Annotated in this window: 16 protein-coding genes; 14 read left to right on the top strand and 2 right to left on the bottom strand. The window is 54.9% G+C overall.

Annotated elements, in window-relative coordinates; all coding sequences use genetic code 11:
• Positions 1-32 precede the first annotated feature (32 nt).
• Both PEL01S_RS01295 and PEL01S_RS01290 read left to right on the top strand, forming a co-directional pair.
• The gene (locus tag PEL01S_RS01295; protein WP_127458967.1) at positions 33-1,037 is read left to right on the top strand and encodes a Gfo/Idh/MocA family protein; all 1,005 of its coding nucleotides are present in this window, start codon (positions 33-35) and stop codon (positions 1,035-1,037) included.
• Between the two features lie 145 nt (positions 1,038-1,182).
• Positions 1,183-2,265, top strand: a complete 1,083-nt coding sequence (locus PEL01S_RS01290) for a Gfo/Idh/MocA family protein (RefSeq protein WP_127458966.1) — start codon at positions 1,183-1,185, stop codon at positions 2,263-2,265.
• A 69-nt stretch (positions 2,266-2,334) separates the two neighbouring features.
• Here PEL01S_RS01290 and PEL01S_RS01285 read toward each other — a convergent pair whose 3' ends face one another.
• Complete coding sequence (locus PEL01S_RS01285; RefSeq protein ID WP_127458965.1) at positions 2,335-4,305, bottom strand: methyl-accepting chemotaxis protein; 1,971 nt, start codon at positions 4,303-4,305, stop codon at positions 2,335-2,337.
• Between the two features lie 212 nt (positions 4,306-4,517).
• Between PEL01S_RS01285 and PEL01S_RS01280 the strand changes: the two genes are divergently transcribed.
• The 12 genes from PEL01S_RS01280 to PEL01S_RS01225 all read left to right on the top strand — a co-directional run bounded on the left by PEL01S_RS01280 (position 4,518) and on the right by PEL01S_RS01225 (position 18,639).
• Entirely contained in the window at positions 4,518-5,447 is a 930-nt protein-coding gene (locus PEL01S_RS01280) for a phosphate ABC transporter substrate-binding protein (protein ID WP_127458964.1), read from the top strand.
• Positions 5,448-5,642: 195 nt separating this feature from the next.
• Positions 5,643-6,581, top strand: coding sequence for a phosphate ABC transporter permease subunit PstC (pstC, locus tag PEL01S_RS01275; protein WP_063182139.1), 939 nt, complete (start codon positions 5,643-5,645; stop codon positions 6,579-6,581).
• Positions 6,578-7,435: a phosphate ABC transporter permease PstA gene (pstA, locus tag PEL01S_RS01270; RefSeq protein WP_127458963.1), complete on the top strand. Its 858-nt coding sequence runs from the start codon at positions 6,578-6,580 to the stop codon at positions 7,433-7,435. Before pstC ends, pstA begins: the two co-directional genes overlap by 4 nt.
• Positions 7,436-7,467: 32 nt before the next feature.
• Entirely contained in the window at positions 7,468-8,226 is a 759-nt protein-coding gene (gene pstB / locus PEL01S_RS01265; protein WP_010496093.1) for a phosphate ABC transporter ATP-binding protein PstB, read from the top strand.
• A gap of 35 nt (positions 8,227-8,261) precedes the next feature.
• Positions 8,262-8,921, top strand: a complete 660-nt coding sequence (gene phoU / locus PEL01S_RS01260; protein WP_010496092.1) for a phosphate signaling complex protein PhoU — start codon at positions 8,262-8,264, stop codon at positions 8,919-8,921.
• A gap of 169 nt (positions 8,922-9,090) precedes the next feature.
• Positions 9,091-10,047, top strand: coding sequence for an ABC transporter permease (locus tag PEL01S_RS01255; protein ID WP_127458962.1), 957 nt, complete (start codon positions 9,091-9,093; stop codon positions 10,045-10,047).
• A 15-nt stretch (positions 10,048-10,062) separates the two neighbouring features.
• A complete protein-coding gene (locus PEL01S_RS01250) occupies positions 10,063-10,932 on the top strand; it encodes a carbohydrate ABC transporter permease (RefSeq protein ID WP_127458961.1) in 870 nt (289 codons plus the stop codon).
• A gap of 150 nt (positions 10,933-11,082) precedes the next feature.
• Positions 11,083-12,636 (top strand): type 2 periplasmic-binding domain-containing protein, encoded by a 1,554-nt coding sequence (locus PEL01S_RS01245; RefSeq protein ID WP_127458960.1) that lies wholly within the window; start codon positions 11,083-11,085, stop codon positions 12,634-12,636.
• 166 nt (positions 12,637-12,802) lie between these two features.
• Positions 12,803-13,828 carry a response regulator transcription factor gene (locus PEL01S_RS01240; protein ID WP_063182150.1) on the top strand — a complete coding sequence of 342 codons (1,026 nt, stop codon included), beginning with the start codon at positions 12,803-12,805 and terminating at the stop codon, positions 13,826-13,828.
• On the top strand, positions 13,825-15,651 hold the full coding sequence (locus PEL01S_RS01235; RefSeq protein WP_063182152.1) for a cache domain-containing sensor histidine kinase: 1,827 nt from the start codon (positions 13,825-13,827) through the stop codon (positions 15,649-15,651). The genes PEL01S_RS01240 and PEL01S_RS01235 overlap by 4 nt, the downstream gene beginning before the upstream one ends.
• A gap of 43 nt (positions 15,652-15,694) precedes the next feature.
• The gene (locus tag PEL01S_RS01230; RefSeq protein ID WP_163767903.1) at positions 15,695-16,717 is read left to right on the top strand and encodes a response regulator; all 1,023 of its coding nucleotides are present in this window, start codon (positions 15,695-15,697) and stop codon (positions 16,715-16,717) included.
• Between the two features lie 119 nt (positions 16,718-16,836).
• Positions 16,837-18,639 carry a GGDEF domain-containing protein gene (locus PEL01S_RS01225; RefSeq protein ID WP_163767900.1) on the top strand — a complete coding sequence of 601 codons (1,803 nt, stop codon included), beginning with the start codon at positions 16,837-16,839 and terminating at the stop codon, positions 18,637-18,639.
• Here PEL01S_RS01225 and PEL01S_RS01220 read toward each other — a convergent pair.
• Entirely contained in the window at positions 18,636-19,406 is a 771-nt protein-coding gene (locus PEL01S_RS01220; RefSeq protein WP_127458957.1) for an HAD family hydrolase, read from the bottom strand. The two genes, PEL01S_RS01225 and PEL01S_RS01220, sit on opposite strands and share 4 nt — an antisense overlap.
• Positions 19,407-19,569 lie beyond the last annotated feature (163 nt).

Here is a 19,569-nt window from a genome sequence, read left to right as displayed (position 1 = left end):
CCGGGAAATAGGTCGAAAGGACGGGGCAATCGATGTCAGATCGAATCAAATGGGGAGTCCTGGGGACGGGACGTATTATAGGCAAAGCCGGTATGGCGTTAAACAAAGCGACAAACGGAATGTGGTACGGAGTAGCCGGAAGAACGGAAGAGAACGGGCGTTCCGCTGCCGGGCGCTTCGGTGTGCCCCGGCATTACGAGAGCTACGAGGCCCTATTGCGCGATCCCGAAATTGATGCGGTGTATATCGCTTTACTCAATCATCTGCATAAAGCATGGGCGGTGAAAGCGTGCGAAGCCGGAAAGCACGTGTTGCTGGAAAAGCCGTTTGCTTTGAACGGGAGCGAGGCCAAAGCGATTGCCGATGCGGCCCAAAAGCATAACGTGCTGGTCCGGGAAGCTTTTGTCTGGAAATACTACCCCGGATTCGAGCAGATGCGCGATTGGATCGGAGAAGGCGCGATCGGGCAATGGGCCCGTTTTTACGGGCGCTTTTCGTTCGTGGCCTACGAGTCCAGCAGCCGTTGGCGCAAAGACTGGGGCGGAGGCGCGCTGTACGACATCGGCTGTTATCCGGTCGCTTGGGCGCGGTACTTCACACAGGAGGAGCCGATAGCCTCAGATGCGGCTCTGGACCTGCATCCTCTTCATGGCGTGGACCGGCGGTTCGCGGGTACGCTTTATTTTGCCGAGGGGCGTACGGCCCAACTGGATGCGGCGCTGGATCTGCCTCATGGAGCCAGCTTCGAGCTATGGGGGACAAAGGGGAAGCTGCAGGTTGAGCTCGACGTGACCGCGGAGGAGCTGCGGATTCGCTGTCGGCTCGACAACCGGTGGGAGGAATGGGGCACCGACCGGCTCACGCCGTTTCGCTTGCAGGCGGAGAGCTTCGCGGATGCGGTGCTGCTTCGGAAGCAGGGGCATTCGGAAGACAACGACGGAGCCGAAGAAGCGCTCCGACAAGCGCGGGTTATGGATGCGCTGCTGGAAGCAGCACGTACCGAGCGCAGAGTGCGCATATTGGTTTCGGCCGAATGAGAAGTCCGATACATAACGAACGCAGCGATGACACAATTGCATATAATGAACGCCAATTCCGAAATATCTTTTTGGCCGCGACTTGTCTATACTAAGGCTTGGGATTACGAACCAAACTGTGATTGACGAAGGAGGCGCCGTCTTCATGTCTAAAGTATATCGAATTGGAATTATCGGCTGCGGGGGAATTGCCAACGGCAAGCATATGCCTGCGCTGAAAAATCAACCCAACGCTGAAATGGTCGCATTTTGCGATATTGTCGAAGAGCGGGCGCACGAGGCCGCAAGCAAGTTCGGCGCGCCGGGAGCGAAAGTGTATTCGGATTATAAGCAGCTGCTGGGCGATACGACGCTCGATCTCGTTCATATTTGTACGCCGAACGATTCCCACGCCGACATTACGATCGACGCTCTGGAATCCGGCAAGCACGTGATGTGCGAGAAGCCGATGGCGAAAACCGCAGCGGACGCCAGACGTATGGTGGAAGCGGCGAAGCGGACCGGCAAAAAGCTGACGATCGGCTATCAAAACCGTTTCCGCGCGGACAGCCAATATTTGAAAAAGGTTTGCGAGGAAGGCGAGCTCGGCGACATTTATTACGCTAAAGCGCACGCGATCCGCCGCCGTGCCGTTCCGACCTGGGGCGTCTTTCTGGATGAAGAGAAGCAAGGCGGAGGCCCGTTGATCGATATCGGGACGCATGCACTCGATTTGACGCTGTGGATGATGGACAATTATAAGCCGAAGGCTGTACTCGGGACCGCCTTTCATAAGCTGTCGAAGAAAGCAAACGCTGCCAACGCTTGGGGCTCTTGGGACCCGGAGAAATTCACGGTCGAGGATTCCGCATTCGGTATGATTACGATGCAGAACGGGGCGACGATCGTACTCGAATCGAGCTGGGCGATCAACCTGCTGCAAACCGGCGAAGCCAAAACGACGCTGTGCGGCACCGAGGGCGGTGCCGACATGTGGGACGGCTTGCGCATCAACGGCGAGAAGCACAGCCGCCTGTTCATGAACGAAATCCAGTTGGATGCCAAAGGCGTCGATTTTTACGAAGGCAACGGCGAAAGCCCGGCCGATCTCGAAGCCCGCTTGTGGCTGGAAGCGATCGACAAGGATATCGATCCTGTCGTTACGCCGGAGCAGGCCTGCGTCGTGTCGGAAATTCTCGAAGCGATCTACGAGTCTTCCCGCACCGGCAAAGCCATCTATTTCGATTAAACGAAAAGCCCCGGCTTCGCATTGGATGCGAAAACCGGGGCTTTTCGTATGCCTGCTGACTTCTTGGCATCAAACCGGCTGGAGCTTCTTTTCCTCTTCTTCCCGGCTGACGGCTTCGTTATCCTTATGATCTGCCTGCTCTTGAGGCGCGGCTTGCGTCCCAGCGTAAGCCGACACGGCAGGTGCCGCTGCGGTCTCAGCCACGGCTTGTCCCGCACTCTTAGCCTCGAGGATTACCTCGCGCTCCTCTTTCTTCTGCACTCGGCTTTCGTCCATCTCCGGCGATACGGGGATCTCGGCTTTCCCAGCTTCCTCCGCTTCGCTATCATCCATCTTGAACTTGTCGATTTCCTCGAACAGCCGCCGCGATAGCGAAAGCATGTCGTCCGCCTGCGAAGCAATGTGCCGAATGGCCGTATCCTGCTGGTGCGACGAAGAATTGACCTCCTCCACACCCGCCGCGGATTCCTGGGCGATGGCGGCAACGTGCTGCACGGCATCGACGAGCTGGCCGTTTTTCTCCTGCGCATCGGTGATCAGCTCGTGAATTTGGCCGATGTGGCCGGACAGCTCGTCCATCGAAGACCGAATCGAGCTGAACGCTTCCATGCTCTCGTCCATCTTCCCGTTCTGCTCGTCAAACGAGCGGCGGGCTTCCTCGAACGAGGCTTCCATCTCGCTCATTTGGATCAGCAGCGACTTGACGATCAGTCCGATCCTTTTGGACGATTCGGCCGTTTGCGACGAGAGCTGGCGGACTTCCTCCGCGATGACGGAGAAGCCTTTGCCGTGTTCTCCGGCCCGCGCCGCTTCGATGGACGCATTGAGCGCCAGCACGTTGGTCTGCGTGGCGATTTCCGCAATCGTGCCGACGATTTTGCCGATTTGCGCCGAGCTTTGCGACAAGGTTTCCATTGCGGCGGTCACTTGCCGGAGCACGTCTCCCGACCGGTCAGTCGACTGCCTGAGCGCTTCCATCGACCGGGAACCGGTGTGGGTATTGAAGGCGGCTTCGCGGCTTTTTCGCTGCATCGTATCCGTATATTCGTTGATTTTACGAATTTCCTCGGCCAAGCTGTTGATGAGGTAGGCGCTGTGCTCCGAGTAATGGGCTTGCTGCTCCGCTCCGGTAGAGATGTCTTGGATCGCACGTAAAATGTCTTGATTGGCGGCCGCCGTCGACCCCGAGAATTCGCGGAACGAAAGCGAATGCCCGGCTAAAGAGGAAGCGATCTGCTTCGTGCTGTGGAGCATGCCCCGCACTTGATCGACCATATGATCGAAGCTTTGGCTGAGCAGCCCGAGCTCGTCGCGGGAGCGGCTTCCGATTTTGTGCCGCAGGTCTCCGTCTGCGATTCGCCCTACGGCATGCTGCAGCCGGCGGATCTGTCCGGTGAACGAGCGGATGACAAGGACGCCGATCGCGGTTACGCATACCGCCACAAGGGCGAACGCGGTGATCATGACGGCAACGGTTCGGTCCAACCCGTCCTGCGTCGCCGTTACGGCAGCGGCGGCATCGTTGGCATACGAGACGTAGAAATGATCGACATACGTGAAAATTTCGCCCATAATCCGCTGCGACTCGTTATACAGGTACTCCATATTTTTATCGACGTCCGTTTTGGTCAAGGACTTATCCTGAACGACCTTGGCCGCCACGTCGAACGTATTCGTATATTCGCCGGTGAGCAGAATCAGCTTGCTCCGCCACACAGATTTCTCGTCCGTATCGGCTGTTTCACCGATGCGCTGGACCATTTGATCGTAGAGCTTTCTTTTTTCATTATATTTGGGGATATAGTCCGGGTTCTTCGAGATTTCCAAGCCGGAGGCGATAATATTGAGCTCCTGGACCATTTCCTTCAATTCAAGTGCCATCAGCTTGAGCTCCACCTTCTCGTTTTGAACGCCCAATTGGCTTTTGATCCGGTGCATCTGGTTTACGTTAAATAACGCAACGCCCATAAACAAGACCACCATAGCCGACAAACCGGCGATCAGCTTCTGTCTAAGCGTCATAGCGCCTGCTAGTTTCATAGAAACCCTCCACTCTTTCTTTCTAAATTAATCCCGATTCTGATGCCAGTGTAGGACTAAAGTATTAATAGAAAAACGGAAGTTTGTAAAACGATTGTTAACTTTTAGCAGCTTTAAACTTTTACATTCCGTTTACGTTCCGATGGTTTTCACTTAACAATTGGCTGGTACGATGTCCTAGTAAACAAAAAACAAAGGGAGGACATGCTGAAATGTTGAAGCAGCTGTCAAAAAAAGGTTTAAGCGTGGCCATGGTTTCGATCTTAATGTTGGGGGTTCTTTCCGCTTGCGGAACAAAGACAGAACCGGCACCGAATAATTCGGCAGCAGGTGGAGACAAAACGGCAACAACGGGAGACAAAAAACCGGCGGACCAACCGGCTAAAACAGAAGAGATCACCGGTACGGTAACGGCTTCCGGCTCCAGCGCCCTGCTTCCGCTCGTTAAAGCGGCTGCGGACGAGTTCATGAAGAAAAACCCGAAAGTAACGATCAACCCGACCGCTGGCGGTTCTGGTACAGGTCTTAAAAACGTAGCGGACGGCACGTCCGATATCGGCAACTCCGACATCGAAGCCGGCCCGGAATATAAAGACAAAGGTCTTGTCGACCATATCGTAGCAGTTGCGCCTTTTGCCATCATCGTTAACAAAGACGTTACGATCGACAATTTGACCAAAGCTCAAGCAGCAGACATTTTCTCCGGTAAAATCACAAACTGGAAAGAAGTTGGCGGCAAAGATCAAAAAATTACGATCGTTCACCGTCCGGATAGCTCCGGTTCCCGTGCGCTCGTGAAGAAAATCGTTCTGGACGGCAAAGACTTCACGAAAGACGGCGTAACGCAAGAATCCAGCGGCGCTATGGCTACAACCGTTGGTCAAACGACCGGCGCAATCGGTTATGTAGACACGCCTTATGTTAACGATACGTTGAAAGCTCTGAAATTCGAAGGCGTAGCCTTCAGCAAAGATGCGATCAAAGACGGCAAATACCCGCTCTACGGCATCGAGCATATGTACACGAAAGGCGAAGCCAAAGGCGCAGCCAAAGCATTCATCGACTACATCATGAGCCCGGAATTCCAAGACAAAAAAGTCGAGGAGCTTAAATTCCTTCCGGCCAACCTGTTGAAAAAATAATAGCTTCGATCAACTACGAGAGCAGCGGCATCATGTCGCTGCTCTTTTTATGTCTACGTACGCCGATTTGTCGAAACCAGCGCAATTTTTACATTACCTTAACAATTCTCATGTTCTGTTATTACATTCGTACTCTATGATGGTCTAGAGCATAGGAACACGTGTGGAATTATTCGAACCAGGGGGTAATAGCTGATGAATTCATTTGCCGATCAGCTGACGGAAAGTGTGAAGGAAGAGCGGAAGGAGCTTGGGATGAACCGCTGGACGAGAGCGCAGAACAGAAACGACCAAGTGATGAGATGGTTATTTATAGGAAGCGCATCGCTCGTCACGTTCATCATCTTTTCCGTGATCGTCTTCGTCGGTTGGCAAGGAGTCAAAACTTTTTCGGGCGTAACGCCGGTAGAGTTCTTTTTCTCGACCGACTGGACCCCGTCGGAAAATAAATTCGGCGCGTTCTCGTTTCTGTACAGCACGCTGCTGCTGACCTTCTTATCGGTGCTGCTGTCGGTGCCTCTCGCGCTGTCGGGTGCGGTCTTTATGGCCAAAATCGCGCCAAAGTGGGTGCGCGAAATTCTTCGTCCGGCAACCGACTTGTTCGTCGGGATTCCGTCGGTCGTCTACGGCTTGATCGGTCTTACGGTGATCGTTCCGTTTCTCGGCAAGTTCAATGAGGGCTTCGGGTACGGGATATTGCCGGCCGCCATCATCCTGGCGATCATGATTCTGCCGACGATTCTTTCCATCTCCGAGGACGCGATACGCGCGCTGCCCGGCCGCCTGGAAGAGGCTTCGCTCGCACTGGGTGCAACGCGCTGGCAGACGATTTGGCGCGTGCTTATTCCTGCGGCCCGGCCCGGCATTCTGACCGGGATCATTCTCGGGATGGGACGAGCGATCGGAGAAACGATGGCCGTGTTCATGGTCATCGGCAACTCGCCGCAAATGCCGGATTCGCTGCTCAGCTCGGCGACGGTGCTGACGACGGCGATCGTTAAGGACATGGGGAACACCCATTACGGCAGCACGTGGAACAACGCCTTGTTCCTGATGGCGCTTGTACTGCTTCTAATCTCGCTGGCTATGATCCTGATCATCCGTATTGTTGCAAAGAGGAGTGAAGTGAAATGACAAGCAAAATGACCGACCGGATCGCTACGTTCTATTTTTGGGCAACGGGTGCTGTTATTATTCTGATTCTGGCCTGGTTTTTACTCCGGATCTTGGGCGACGGACTGCCAATGTTGAACTGGAATTTCATCACCGGCAAGCCTTCGGAGATTATGGCCGGCGGCGGCGTAGGTCCGCAGCTGTTCAACTCCTTCTATATCTTGTTCCTCTCGCTGCTGTTCTCGCTGCCGATCGGTATCGGCGCCGGCGTGTATCTGGCGATTTATGCGAAGAAGAACCGGTTTACAGACATCGTGCGCGTCTCGGTTGAAGCTTTGTCTTCCGTGCCGTCGATCGTCTTCGGTTTGTTCGGCTTCCTGTTGTTCGTCAACTGGATGGGTCTGAAATTTTCGATCATCGGCGGGGCGATCACCTTGTCGCTGCTCAATCTGCCCGTGCTTGTGCGGGTAACGGAAGAAGCGATCAAATCCGTACCGGAATCGTACTGGGAAGCGTCGCTTGCGCTCGGCTCGACCCGCTGGCAGGCGATCCGCAAGGTGCTGCTCCCGGCTTCGCTTCCAAGCTTAATTACGGGGATTACGCTCGTCGCGGGTCGCGCCCTCGGGGAATCGGCCATTCTGATCTATACCGCAGGACTGTCGGTATCGCGCTTCTTCCCGGACTTCAATCCGCTCAGCATGGGCGAGACGCTGTCCGTTCATCTGTGGTACGTCCAATCCGAAGCGATCGTGCCGGACGCCAAGAACATTGCCAAAGGCTCCGCCGCGCTGCTGTTGATCGTCGTGCTTGTCTTTAACCTGCTAATTGGCATTCCAAGCCGAATGCTGCAGAAAAAATTGTCCGGAGGGAAATGACTATGGCGACAGCGAGTGCAATCGCGAACCCAATGGTTGCGAATAAAATCAAAGTAGAGCAATTAAATTTATATTACGGCGAAAATCATGCGCTGCATAACATCGGGCTGACGATCGAGCAAAATTCCATCGTCGCGTTGATCGGTCCTTCCGGCTGCGGGAAATCGACTTTTCTGCGCACCTTGAACCGGATGAACGATCTGATCGACAACGTGCGCATCACCGGCGACATCTATGTGGACGGCCAAAATATTTACGGCCCGGAAACGGACGTCGTCTCCCTGCGCAAGAAGGTCGGGATGGTGTTCCAGCGTCCGAACCCGTTTCCGATGAGCATTTACGACAACATCGCTTACGGCCCGCGGATTCACGGCACGAAGAAAAAAGCCGTGCTCGATGAAATCGTCGAGCGCAGCCTGGTGCAGGCCGCGCTGTGGGACGAGGTCAAGGACCGCTTGAACAAGTCGGCGCTCGGTCTCTCCGGCGGTCAGCAGCAGCGCTTGTGCATTGCACGTCTGCTTGCCGTCGAGCCGGATGTACTGTTGATGGATGAGCCGACGTCCGCGCTTGACCCGATCTCGACGCTGAAGGTCGAAGAGCTGACACAGGTATTGAAGGAGAAATATACGATCATCATCGTTACACATAACATGCAGCAAGCTGCGCGGATTTCCGACTACACCTCGTTCTTCTTGAACGGCGTGCTTGTCGAGTCGGACAAAACGGACAAAATCTTTACCACGCCTTCCGACCAACGGACGGAGGATTACATTACCGGACGGTTCGGATAAGTTCTCGGCCGTTCGGACAAAGGAGCGCTTTATTCGTGGATAACCGGTTCAATTTCCATCAATCGCTGGATCTGCTTCAAAAAGACCTGCTTGACATGGGCAACAATGTGGCAAGGCTCATCCGCCAAGCCGTCGAATCGCTTGCGCGGCTGGATGAGGGCTTGGCCCGGCAAACGATCGAAGAGGACGATCAGATCGACGAGATGACCGCCAGAATCGAAGAAGATTCGCTGCGGCTGATCGCGCTGCAGCAGCCGATGGCCAGCGATCTGCGGATTATCAGCATGGCGCTGAAGATCGCCACTGATCTGGAGCGCATTGCGGATCATGCCGTCGATATCGCCAAAATTTGCATCCGGTTGAACGGGCAAGAGCTGGTGAAGCCGCTCGAAGACATTCCGCGCATGGCGGAGCTGACCCAGAATATGCTGCAGGAGAGTCTGCTGGCATATACCGAACGCGACGTTCACCGTGCTGCGGCGCTGGCCGAGAAGGACGACGAAGTCGACAAGCTGTACAGCGTCATCGTAAACGATATCATCATGCTGATGGGTACGGATTTTGCCAAAAACAGACAATTGTCCCAGCTCATGCTGGCTGCTCATTTCCTTGAACGCGTCGCCGACCATTCGACGAATATCGGAGAAGGCGTGATCTTTATGGTCACAGGCAAACGCAAAGATTTGAACGTCTAGCGGATACCGAACGGCTCCGGCCGAAAGTCCCGCCGCGCGCTTACACCAGGCGCGGGCGGGACTTTGTTGCTTTTACGCCATCGTAAAAAAACACAGCTTCCGTGCAACTTTCTCCATTTGAAACGATTCCCCCTCATAGTAAGATCGAATCATAAAGGAGGAATGCAGCATGGAAGCCAAGCTTGAGCGGGCAGTCCGTTCCGAGGTTAGACCGTCGAAGGCCCGGGAAACATGGAGGCTGATGAAGAAGTACAAGGCCATTTATATCCTTTCGCTGCCTAGCATTTTATATTTCGTCGTATTCAAATACGTTCCCTTGATGGGCTCGGTCATGGCGTTTCAAAACTACAACATTTTTAAAGGAATTGCGGGGAGTCCGTGGATCGGGCTTGAAAATTTTCAGCGGATGTTCGCCTATGACGAGTTTTTGCGTATTTTAAAAAACACGATTCTGATCGGATTTTACGATTTAATCTTCGCTTTTCCGTTTCCAATCGTGCTGGCGCTGCTCCTGAACGAAATGCGGCGACTGATGTACAAGCGGATTATTCAGACGGTGGTGTACATGCCGCACTTCTTGTCGTGGGTCATCGTCGGTGGGATTGCGATCGGCATTTTGTCTCCGACGACGGGGGTCGTCAATCATTTGCTCGGCTTGTTCGGGATCGAGCCGATTTATTTCTTGGGCGAAGATTCATACATCCGCACCATCTTGGTCAGCTCGGGCATTTGGAAGGACAGCGGCTGGGGGACGATCGTCTATTTAGCGGCGCTGGCCGGAGTCAATCCGGAGATGTACGAGGCGGCGGTCATGGACGGCGCGAGCCGCTGGCGGCAGACGATATCGATTACGATTCCGACGATTATGCCGACCATCGTCATCTTGTTCCTGCTGCATATCGGCCATTTCCTCGACTTCGGATTCGAGCGGGTCTATGTGTTCCTCAATTCGCTCAACGAAGGATCGGGGGATATTATGGACACTTATATTTACCGGGTCGGCTTGGTGGGGCGCCAATACAGCTTCACGACCGCCGTTGGGCTGTTCAAATCGGTCGTCGGGCTGGCGCTGATCATGCTTGGCAACGCGCTAAGCCGCAAAGCGACCGGACAAGGACTATATTAGGGCGGGTGAACGCAGATGAATCATATAACTCCGGCAGGCCGGGTATTCTCGGTATTGAACTATGTTGTGCTTACGATTCTCGCGGCGACGATGATCCTGCCGCTGCTTCACGTGGTCGCCCAGTCGCTTAGCGCCGATGCGGCGATCAACAGCGGGAAGGTGACGCTGTGGCCGGTACAATTTACGCTGGAAAATTACCAGCTGATCTTAAAAGACGCCTCCGTCTGGCGCTCCTTCTCGGTCAGCCTGTTCATCACCGTCGTTGGAACGGTCATCAATCTGATCGCCACCGCAGCGCTCGCTTACCCGCTGTCGCGGCCGGAATATGCGGGCCGTACGTACGTGCTGCTTATGGTGCTCGTCACGTTGATTTTCCAGGCGCCGCTGATCCCGAACTATTTGCTGGTCAAAAATTTGCACCTGCTCGATACGGTGTGGGCATTAATTATCCCGAGCGCCATCAGTGCGTACAATCTGTTCGTCATGCGCTCCTTCTTCGTCAACCTGCCGAACGAGCTGATCGATTGCGGCCGGATGGACGGCTGCGGCGAAATGCGGATCGTGTGGAGCATCGTGCTTCCGTTGTCCAAGCCGGCGATGGCGACCATGGGCCTGTTCTATGCGGTATCGCACTGGAATACGTACTCCAATGCCTTGTATTATATTAATAACCGAGCGCTTTACCCGCTGCAAGTCCGCTTGCGCGAAATCGTCATTACCGACTTCTTCGGCTCGTCCGACCAGCTGTCGCAGTTTACGAACACGTCGCCGGAAGGCATCAAAATGGCGATTATTACGGTAGCGACGATTCCGATCATGATGATCTATCCGTTTCTTCAGCGCTATTTTGTCAAAGGCATGCTGATCGGCTCGATCAAATCGTAATCATTCATCTGACGACAGAACCGGCCTCATCGTAAAAAAACACATCGTCATAATAAATTAACCAATTTCACGTTCGATTTGAAATCGCTATCATTTGAATTGGGCAACAGGCACATCCACATACTTTTTAAGCGAAAGAAGGGGTTCGACTTGAAAAAGCTCATCAGCACGGTGCTGGTCGGTTCGCTGGCGGTCACGGCAGCCGGATGCGGCGGCGGCAAAAATGAAGGCGAAGCGCCGGGCGCCGACGGGAAGCAGGGGCCGACAAAATTTACGATTTCGCTGAACACGAGCGGCAATGCGTATGCGGAAAGCTCGCCGAATATTAACGAAGACAAATGGGTGAAAAAGCTGGAGAAGCTGGGGAACGTAGACATGGATATCCGCTTCCTCCCGCTCAAGGAATTCGACCAGAAAATGGCCGTCATGTTCGCCGGCAACGACATCCCCGACGTGGTTCAAGGCAGCAGCGTCAACAGCAAGGCGATGTCCGGCTCGGTGGAGGCCGGGCTGTTCATGCCGCTGGACGATCTGCTGAAAGAGTATGCGCCGAATCTGATGAAGCAGGTGCCGAAGCAGGCTTGGGACGAGGTCAGCTACCAGGGCAAAATTTACGCCGTACCGGCGTGGCTGTCCAATCCGTCGCGGCGCGCATTGTTCATCCGCACGGACCTGCTGGAGAAAACGGGCTTGCCCGCGCCGAAGACGGTCGAGGACATGCTGAACGTGATGCGCGCGATGAAAAAGCTCGGCGTCGAGAATCCGTACCAGATCCGGGAAAAATTCAAGTATGCCGATACGATTTTCGGCTCCTACGACGTCATCGGTTCCCAATTCGAGCTGCAGGATGGACAGGTTGTCCCGAAATTTTTTGACGTAGAAAATATGACCAAAGCGCTTCAAGCCTACAAAACGATGTTCGACGAGGGCTTGATTCCGAAAGATTTTGCGACGGTGACGTCGACCGACTACGGTAAAAATATCGAGGCCGGCAAAGTCGGCATGTGGTCCGCCAATGCGGAAGGGATGGCCAACTACCGGACCAAGGTGAAGAAGGTCGTGCCCGAGGCCAAAATCGATATTATTCCGTCGCCGAAAGGACCGGAAGGATACGGCGGTCATCTTCTATACGGCTCCTTATCCACCGCTTTGTATATCAACAATAACGTAAAAAAGGAAACGGCGATCGGCATCATCAAATTTTTGGATTGGATGCAGACCGACGAAGCGGAGAAGTTTTTCAGCATCGGGGTGGAAGGCGAGAATTACACCGTCGAGAATGGGCAGATCAAGTACAAATCCCCGCAAACGAAAGAAGAAGTAGACGAAGAGGGTTTCCGTAACAATCTGTGGTGGGCGCATGACATTACCATCAACAAGCTGCGTGCCTCCTTGTCCCAGGACGGCAAAGACTTGGCGAAAGCGTTCGATACGGTGCTGGCCAAAGAGGGGCTTGGGACGATCGAATTTACGCCGACGCTGAATGCGTTCGCCAAATACCCCGATCTGATGCCGACGACCGATACGGCGCCGAAGCTGATCATCGACCATATGGTCAAAATGATCTACGGCAAGGAGCCGATCTCCGATTGGCCGAAGGTCATCGAAGAATACAAAGCCAAAGGCGGCAACGAGGTCATTAAGGAAGCGACAGACCGTTACAACAAGAAGGAAGGCGTCATTGTCCGTAGCAATGTGAAGTAACGGCCTGCGACCGTACGCCGCCGTGCGTCCAAACCAACTTCTCTCATTGCCGTGTGTCCCGAAAGCATAGTAAAATCATCATACAGATCGCGGTAAAGTATCCGTTTCCGGCATTGTCCGGAGCGGATACTTTTCCCTTAGGCGGACCTAACAGGAGGGGTGTTCGATGCATTTGCTCATCGTGGACGACGAGCCGGTCATCCGCAGAGGCTTGGTCAAAATGGCGGAGCAGTACAGTCCCGCGTTCGCCGTCATCACTACCGCAGAGAACGGAGCGAAAGCGCTGGAGTTGATCCGCTCGCACGAGCCCGACATCGTGCTGACCGATATCCGGATGCCCAAGATGGACGGGCTGGAGCTATGCCGCAGCATTCACGAAGAATTCCCCGATATTCAAACGGTCGTCATCTCCGGGTTCAACGATTTCGAGTACGCGCAAAAATGCCTGGCTTACGGCGTGAAGCAATATTTGCTGAAGCCCGTGACGAAGCCCGAGCTGCATGAAGCGCTGGATACGGTGCTTAAGCAGAAAATGAAAGGCTACGTGCCGGTATCCAAGTACGTCGAATGGGTAGGGAAGCTGGAGCAGTGCATTTGGGCCAATCAATCGGACGAGCTGGCCCGGTACTTGGAGCAGTGGCGGGGCTACTGTCTCGACTCCGGCTTGTCGGCTGCGAAGCTTCGGGAACTGCTCGGCGATTGTATCCGCCTGCTCGTTCAGCGGCTGCAGGAGCGGAACGCTTTTTCGGTATCTCCGGAGACGAAGGAGGCGATTGCCGGTCATACGAAGGCCGAGCAGCTGGACGATTTCGAGCAGACGCTGCGGGCGATCTACCGGAAGCTGATCTCGGCGCGCCGCGGGCAATTCAAGGACCCGATGGAAGAAGCGAAGGCTTACATCGATCAGCGCTTGTCCGAGGAAGTCACCCTGGAGGAAGTGGCCGAGCTTGTCGGGCTGACCCCGACTTATTTTAGCGCGCTGTTCAAAAAAATGACCTCCGAGACGTTCGTCCAATACCGGATCAAGCGCCGGATGGAGAAAGCGCTTCAATTGATGGCCCAATCCCATATTCGCATTGTAGACGTGGCTCTGGAGGTCGGGTATGACGACTATCCGCATTTTACGAAAACGTTTAAAAAGATCGTCGGCATTTCGCCTTCGGAATACCGCAGCCAGCTGGGGATCAAATGAAGAGGGCGAGCCTGTACCAGAAGCTGTTCCTTTACTTCTTGACCGTGATTATCGTCTCGCTGACGACGGTCGGCATCGTTACGTATTACGCCTCGTCTCAGGAGCTGGACAGGATGGTGGAGGGCCAGCTGTCCCAGATGGTCGGCAATGCGGCTTACCATACGGATCTGTATCTGAAATCGTATGAGCGATCCATGGTTTCACTGCTGACCAACAAGGAGGTCAAACGTTTTATCGACCTGCCGGCAGGGCTGGAGGGATACGAGTTTTATGAGATCCAAAAGCAGATCAAGGAATATGTGATCGATCCGATCTTTATACGGAATCCCGAGATTACGGCCGTGTATTCGATCAGCTTCAACGGGAACGCCGTGTATTACTATAACGAAGTCACGGGCTCGTCGTTTACGCCGGAACAAATTAAGGAGCAACTGGCCTTCTTCAAGACGAATACGTCGGCATACGGCAGTCTTAGCGTACTGAACCGCAGCATTATCGAAAGCCAGAACAACCGGACGATCACGCTCGTGCGCCAAATTCGCGGCTTAACGTCTTCGGAGCCTCAGGGCATCCTAGCCATCGAGCTACGTTCGGCCGAGCTTTCGGAGCTGTGGAAAGGCATCGAGCTCACGAGCACCGGCTTCTTCTTCATCGTCGACGAGCGAGGGCGGATCGTGTATCACCCTCAAAGAGAGCGGATCGGGGAAACCGTACAGCCTGAGCTGAAGCGCAGCATCGTCGAATCGGGCCTGCAGTCCTTCGTGGCGGAGGAAAACGGAGAGCGGCGCTTGTATCGGAGCCAGAAGTCTGCCTACTCGGGCTGGCATCTCGTCGTGTCCATGCCGATGGCCGAGCTGCGGAAGCCGGTGGATACAATTCGCGTCACTTCGATCGTCGTCGGTCTGTTTACGCTCGTGTTCGCGTTATGGCTGGCCTTCCGTTTCGGCAAGTCGATTACCGGGCCGATCCGGATGCTCAAGGAAGGCATGCGGGAGACGGAGAAGGGCAACTGGGCGACTATTCCGCTTCCCGAGCAGCGGCAGCGAGACGAAATCGTAGAGCTGATGATCCGCTACAATTTGATGGTCAACCGATTGTCGGAGCTCGTGGACAAGGTGTATCAGGCGGAGCTGAAAAACCATGAAATCCAGATGGAGCGGCAAAAGGCGGAGTTCCAATCACTGCAGCTTCAGATCAATCCACACTTTTTATATAACACGCTGGAGACGATTGTGTGCTATGCCTTCGTCGAGGATTCGGACGAAATTTCGGAGATCGTGCGCGCGCTGGCCTACATGCTGCGATATTCCGTGCAAACGAATCTGGAGGAAATCACGGTAGCCAACGAGCTGAAGCATGTGCTTAACTTTATGATCGTTCTGAAGCACCGGGTCGGGCGGGAGTTTGAGATCGACGTCGCCGTGAAGCCGGAGCTGCTGCTTCACAAGATGGTCCGGCTGACGCTGCAGCCGCTCGTCGAAAACGTATTTCAGCACGCGTTCGAAGGCGGCGTGGAGGATTACCACTGCATCCGGATCGATGCGGGCGAAGGGGACGGAACGTTCTGGGTTAGTGTCGAGGATAACGGGAATGGCATGCCGGAGGACCGTCTGGCGGAAGTGCGAGAGAAGCTGGAGGCGAACCGTCTTGTCGACGGAGGGGACGATGCGCCCGGCAAGAAGGGAGGAATTGGTATTGTTAACGTGCACAGACGCATTCAGATGGTGTTCGGCGAGCAGTATGGCCTGCACATCGAGAGCCGGCTTGACGAGGGAACGAAAGTCACGATGGTTATGCCTTCCACGGGCAGGTCATTAGGTTGAAGGATTGCGGTTTGTGCTGATGCGGAGCGAAGGGGGGATAAGGATGCATGTTGTCGTCGTCGAAGACGAGTCGATGATCCGGCTCGGGCTTGCCCGGATGGTCGAACGGTATGGAGCGGGAAGGATTCGCGTTACCGCCTTGGCCAACGGCGAGGAGGCCGCCGCTTTCGTTCGGGAGACGCCGCCCGATCTGGTGCTCACGGATATTCGGATGCCTCGTATGGATGGGTTAGAGTTGTGCAGAATTATCTCGGAAACCCGGCCCTCCGTCAAGGCCGTCGTCATCTCCGGTTACGGGGAATTTGCGTATGCACAAAAATGCCTGACGTACGGGGTCAAGGAATACTTGCTCAAGCCGGTCACGCCCGGCGAGCTGTATTCGGTGCTGGACCGCGTTCTGAAACCGGCTCTAGCCGACGCGCCGTCCATTTCGGAATACGAGCAGTGGCTCGATTCGTTGGAGGAAGCGATCTGGAGCGCCGACCCGGGCGCGGCTGTCGCCTGCTGGACCGAGGGAAAGGACCGGTATTTTGAAGCGCATGCTTCGCCCGAGCGGATGAGCGCAGCCGTCAACGACGTGCTCCGCTTGTTGGTGAAGCGGCTGAATGCCAGAGACATTTTCCTCTTTCCAGCGCCTCCCGAGCGGCGAAGCTTTCCTGCCCGTCAGGAGGCGCTGGCCTTTCTGGAGGAAGAGATTTTCAAGCTGTCCGGGCTGCTGCAAACCTACCGCGGCGGCAACCTGAAGAACGTCTGGGAAGAAGCCAAAGCGTATATCGACGAACATCTGGCGACGGATATCAGCCTGGAGGAGGTCGCCGGGAAAATGGGCCTCGCGCCGACTTACTTCAGTCACTTGTTCAAAAAATCGACGAACGAGACGTTCGTGCAGTACCGCATCCGCAAACGGATGGAAATGGCCAAGCGGCTGCTGGAAATGCCTCATTACAAGGTCATCGACGTCTCCTTGGCCGTCGGCTACCAGAGCTATCCGCACTTCTCCATCCTGTTCAAAAAGGCGGTCGGCTGTTCCCCTTCCGAGTATCGCCAATCGATCGGCATGAAATAAGAGAGGTCCTCTCCGAAAATATTTACAATCGTTTAACAAACCGGGACGTTCCGTGTTAACACTGGGATAAAATTCCCATGGTATAGTAGATCCAAAGACACGGAAAGTCAGGGATGGTCATGACAATAGAACAAATGACGGAGCAACCGATCGACGGTTTGGCGCTTCATAGCGAGCTGCAGCACATCTTACATCAACAAGCCGTAACTTCCGTTTATCAGCCGATTATTTCGCTGAAGGACGGCACCGTTTTCGGCTACGAGGCGTTAACCCGCGGACCGGAGGGCAGCCCGCTGCAATCTCCGCTCAAGCTGTTCGCGGCGGCGGAGTCCGAAGGCTTATTGTATCCGCTGGACCGGCTTGCGAGGGCCAAGGCGATTCAGGGCGCATTGACCCGGACGAAGGAGGAAATGCTTTTTCTGAACCTGTCCGCCGAAATTTTGAACGATCCGCAGTTCGAACCGGGCCGGACGCTGGAGCTGCTGGAGCAGCGGGGACTGACGCCAGGGAATGTCGTGTTCGAGATTACGGAGCGGAGCTCGATCGAAGATTTTGACGCGGCCAAATCGATTTTGGACCACTACCGCCAGCAAGGGTACCGAATCGCCATCGACGATGCCGGAGCGGGGTATTCCTCGCTGCAAGCCATTGCCGAGCTGCAGCCCGATTTTATCAAAATCGACCGCTCGCTCATCAAGGACATTCACCGCCACAAAACGAAGGAGTACATTCTCGAGACGATGCTGTCGTTCGCCGAGAAGCTGGGCATTCACCTGATTGCAGAGGGCATCGAGTCGGCCGAGGAGCTGATGAAGCTTACGCGCATGGGTGTGCATTTCGGACAGGGGTTTCTGCTTGGCCGTCCCGGAACGGAGCAAGCCCAATTACAGCCGGAGCTGAAAAATTATATTTTGCTGCACCGCAAATTTGTCGAAACGGCGGGCAGCTTTTGGGCCATCGGCGACCTGTCGATCCCGTATCAGTCCTTTGAGAACTCGACGCCCATCTCGACGGTCGCCGGGTATTTTAAGAAAAATGCGAACGCGCTCGGCGTGGCAGTTGTTTCTGACGGAGTGCCCATCGGCCTCATTATGCGGGACCGCTTGTTCCAGCAGCTTGCCGGACAGTACGGATATTCGCTGTTCTGGAATCGTCCAATCGATCAGGTGATGGATACGTCGCCCCTCATCGTGGACGAGCAGATGTCGGTCGAGGAGGTGTCCCAGCTCGCGACTTCGCGGGACATTCAAAATTTGTACGATCTCGTGATCATCACCTCCAAAGGACGGATGCTGGGAATGTCTTCCATAAGATCCATTCTTGAGTGCATCACGAATGCCCGGATGGAAAACGCCAAGGTCGCCAATCCGCTCACGGGACTGCCGGGCAATCTGCAAATCTACCGGGAGCTGAGCAAGCGGCTGACGGACAAGAAGCCGTTCTCGGTCATCTATGCCGATCTGGATTATTTCAAATGGTTTAACGACCGGTACGGGTTTCAAAAAGGCGATCAGCTTATTCAATTTACCGCCGACTGCATTCAGCAGGCGATGGGTGTGCTGGGGCTGCCGTTCGATTTCGTCGGCCATATCGGCGGGGACGATTTTATTGCGATTACGGCGAGCGAGGAACCGGAGAAGCTGTGCGGCGAAATTTTGCGGCGGTTCGATGCGGGGGTCAAAATGTTTTACAACGAGGACGACTGGACGTATGTCGAGGACCGGCAGGGCAACCGGATCGATAGCGACGGTGTCACACTGTCGCTGTCGCTTGTGGTCTGCAAGGCGGCCGCCGCCGTAACGCCGGAGCAAATTTCCGAAGCGGCGGCCAAATTGAAGAAGCAGTCGAAAGCGCACCGCGGGAGCGTCTTCAGCAGCGATGCGGTCGGCGTGCCGGAGGACGACGGGCCGCTTGAAATTTAACCGAAGAGCTGGTGAAGCTGTTCCAACTGCTTGATCAGATACACCTTACGCTTTCCCAGCCGCTGCTGGGAAATTTTTTTGTCTCCCGATTCGGCGGGCGGGCCGGCTGCTCCGGGATGAAGCCATACGGCATCCAGACCCGCCTTGACGGCGCCGCATACGTCATGCTTCCACGAATTCCCTACCATGAGCGCCTGTCTGGGCGCAAGCTGCATCGTTTGGAGCGCCGTCTTGAAAAGGTAAGGGGCAGGCTTCTTGTCCGCCGGCTTCTGCGCCGTAAAGACGCGTTCTTCGGGAAAATGCGATTCCAGCCCGAACCGCTGCAGCATCATTAGCACTTCGCTGCGGGGGCTGTTGCTGATGATGGCGAGGCGGTACGTCCGGGACAACGTCTCCAGCGTATTGGCCGTCTGCGGCGCCATAGTCTTTGCCGATACCTGCAAGCGGCGGATATCCTGCATGAAGCTTCGCAGGATGCCGGAGGAAGCGGGAATCCTCAGCGCCTCGAAGGCTTCCCGCAGGCATTGCTGCTGCAGCTCGTCGAGCTGCTTGAACGTCGTCCGGCCTTTTTTGCGCTGCTGCCAACGGGTGATATACTGCTCCCAGAGCGCATCCGCCTTCGGGCGGTCCTCCGCCGCCCATCTGGCCGAATAATCGTTCCACACCTCTGCGAAGCATTGTTCGAAGCTGAGTCCCTGCTGCACCAGCGTCTGATTGACATCGAAAAAAATCGCGCGTTTTCCGTTCAAACGAACCGTCTCTTTCATGAACCCAGCCTCCGATCTCCTTTCCGCTCGAAAGGCACCGTCAAGGATCAAAAGTTAGTTCATTTTATGCGGCAAAAACGGCGTACACCCCTTTTTCGAGAAAGCTTTCCAAAGGTTTTTTTCTTATGCTGTCCTATGCTATCATGTATAGAGTAGGAAACTG

The organism is Paenibacillus elgii NBRC 100335 (assembly GCF_004000865.1).
GTDB classification, from domain to species: Bacteria; Bacillota; Bacilli; order Paenibacillales; family NBRC-103111; genus Paenibacillus_G; species Paenibacillus_G elgii.
This window is presented reverse-complemented; position numbering and strand designations above follow the sequence as displayed.

What these genes read in the sequence shown, in the direction of transcription:
- PEL01S_RS01295 (WP_127458967.1), top strand. Translation starts at nt 33, where the DNA reads ATGTCAGATCGAATCAAATGGGGAGTCCTGGGGACGGGACGTATTATA.
- PEL01S_RS01290 (WP_127458966.1), top strand. Translation starts at nt 1,183, where the DNA reads ATGTCTAAAGTATATCGAATTGGAATTATCGGCTGCGGGGGAATTGCC.
- PEL01S_RS01285 (WP_127458965.1), bottom strand. Translation starts at nt 4,305, where the DNA reads ATGAAACTAGCAGGCGCTATGACGCTTAGACAGAAGCTGATCGCCGGT.
- PEL01S_RS01280 (WP_127458964.1), top strand. Translation starts at nt 4,518, where the DNA reads ATGTTGAAGCAGCTGTCAAAAAAAGGTTTAAGCGTGGCCATGGTTTCG.
- pstC (WP_063182139.1), top strand. Translation starts at nt 5,643, where the DNA reads ATGAATTCATTTGCCGATCAGCTGACGGAAAGTGTGAAGGAAGAGCGG.
- pstA (WP_127458963.1), top strand. Translation starts at nt 6,578, where the DNA reads ATGACAAGCAAAATGACCGACCGGATCGCTACGTTCTATTTTTGGGCA.
- pstB (WP_010496093.1), top strand. Translation starts at nt 7,468, where the DNA reads ATGGTTGCGAATAAAATCAAAGTAGAGCAATTAAATTTATATTACGGC.
- PEL01S_RS01255 (WP_127458962.1), top strand. Translation starts at nt 9,091, where the DNA reads ATGGAAGCCAAGCTTGAGCGGGCAGTCCGTTCCGAGGTTAGACCGTCG.
- PEL01S_RS01250 (WP_127458961.1), top strand. Translation starts at nt 10,063, where the DNA reads ATGAATCATATAACTCCGGCAGGCCGGGTATTCTCGGTATTGAACTAT.
- PEL01S_RS01240 (WP_063182150.1), top strand. Translation starts at nt 12,803, where the DNA reads ATGCATTTGCTCATCGTGGACGACGAGCCGGTCATCCGCAGAGGCTTG.
- PEL01S_RS01235 (WP_063182152.1), top strand. Translation starts at nt 13,825, where the DNA reads ATGAAGAGGGCGAGCCTGTACCAGAAGCTGTTCCTTTACTTCTTGACC.
- PEL01S_RS01230 (WP_163767903.1), top strand. Translation starts at nt 15,695, where the DNA reads ATGCATGTTGTCGTCGTCGAAGACGAGTCGATGATCCGGCTCGGGCTT.
- PEL01S_RS01225 (WP_163767900.1), top strand. Translation starts at nt 16,837, where the DNA reads ATGACAATAGAACAAATGACGGAGCAACCGATCGACGGTTTGGCGCTT.
- PEL01S_RS01220 (WP_127458957.1), bottom strand. Translation starts at nt 19,406, where the DNA reads ATGAAAGAGACGGTTCGTTTGAACGGAAAACGCGCGATTTTTTTCGAT.